Genomic DNA, 1,666 nt, shown 5'->3' on the forward strand with positions numbered 1-1,666 from the left:
GTCGTCGCCCGGGTATCCCGTGACAGCGCCTGTGGTCTCCTGCACGTGCCGCTCCCCCGCTAGCTGGTCCGGTTGCGGACGGCGTCGACGATCCGCCGGACGGCTTCCGCGACGGGCACACCGTTGTCCTGGCTGCCGTCACGGAAGCGGAACGAGACTGCGCCGGCCTCGGCGTCGTCCCCGCCGGCGATCAGCACGAACGGGATCTTGTCCTTGCTGGCGGTACGGATTTTCTTCGGGAAGCGGTCCGAGGAAACGTCCACCTCGGCACGGATGCCCTCCGCCTTGAGCCGGCCGACGACGTCGAACATGTAGTCGTTGAACGCCTCTGCCACCGGGATGCCCACAACCTGCACCGGGGCCAGCCACGCCGGGAATGCTCCGGCGTAGTGCTCGGTCAGGACGCCCATGAATCGTTCGATCGAGCCGAAGAGGGCCCGGTGGATCATGACGGGGCGCTGGCGGGTGCCGTCGGCGGCCTGGAACTCAAGTTCGAACCGCTCGGGCAGGTTGAAGTCCAGCTGGATGGTGGACATCTGCCAGGTCCGGCCGATTGCGTCGCGGGCCTGCACGGAAATTTTCGGTCCGTAGAASGCKGCTCCRCCCGGRTCCGGGACCAGTTCCAGGCCGGATTCCTGGGCGACCTCGGCCAAGGTCTGGGTGGCTTCCTCCCAGACCTCGTCCGACCCCACAAACTTTTCCGGATCCTTGGTGGACAGTTCCAGATAGAAGTCCTCCAGGCCGTAGTCCTTGAGCAGTCCGAGGACGAAGTTGAGCGTCTTGGTGAGCTCGTCCTTCATTTGCTCGCGGGTGCAGTAGATGTGGGCGTCATCCTGGGTCATGCCCCGGACGCGGGTGAGGCCGTGCACAACGCCGGACTTCTCGTAGCGGTAGACCGAGCCGAACTCAAAGAGCCGGAGCGGCAGCTCGCGGTAGGACCGTCCCCGGGAGCGGAAGATCAGGTTGTGCATCGGGCAGTTCATCGGCTTCAGGTAGTAGTCCTGGCCGGGCTTGCGCACGGTGCCGTCCTCGTTCAGTTCCGCGTCGATGTGCATTGGCGGGAACATGCCCTCGCGGTACCAGTCCAGGTGGCCGGATACCTCGTAGAGGTGGCCCTTGGTGATGTGCGGGGTGTAGACGAAGTCGTAGCCGGCGTCGACGTGGCGCTGGCGGGAATAGTCCTCCATGGCCTTGCGGATGATGCCGCCCTTGGGGTGGAACACCGGCAGGCCCGAGCCCAGCTCGTCCGGGAAGGAGAAGAGGTCCAGCTCGGCGCCGAGCTTGCGGTGGTCGCGGCGCTCGGCCTCGGCGATCCGCTCCTGATAGGCCTTGAGCGCGTCCTTGGTGGGCCAGGCGGTGCCGTAGATGCGCTGCAGCTGCTTGTTCTTTTCGCTGCCGCGCCAGTAGGCCGCGGAGGAGCGGGTCAGCGCGAAGGCGTTGGAGATCAGCTTGGTGTTGGGCAGGTGCGGGCCGCGGCACAGGTCGCACCAGACCGTAGTGCCGTCCTTGCGCTCGACGTTGTCGTAGATGCTCAGCTCACCGCCGCCCACCTCCACGTTGGAGCCGTCGGCGTCCGAGCCGGCGCCCTTGAGCCCGATCAGTTCGAGCTTGTAGGGCTCGTCCTTCATCGCCTCGCGCGCCTCGTCCTCGGTGACCACCCTGCGGA

1 protein-coding gene is annotated in these 1,666 nt (G+C 66.4%); it reads right to left on the bottom strand.

The genetic code is table 11. The annotated features are described in order from the left end of the window. Positions 1–59: 59 nt before the first annotated feature. A partial coding sequence (gene thrS / locus AB4Y86_RS18480) for a threonine--tRNA ligase (RefSeq protein WP_441403598.1) occupies positions 60–1,666 on the bottom strand: 1,607 nt, incomplete at its 5' end.

Source organism: Arthrobacter sp. 2YAF22_2 (genome assembly GCF_052114645.1).
Taxonomy (GTDB): domain Bacteria; phylum Actinomycetota; class Actinomycetes; order Actinomycetales; family Micrococcaceae; genus Arthrobacter.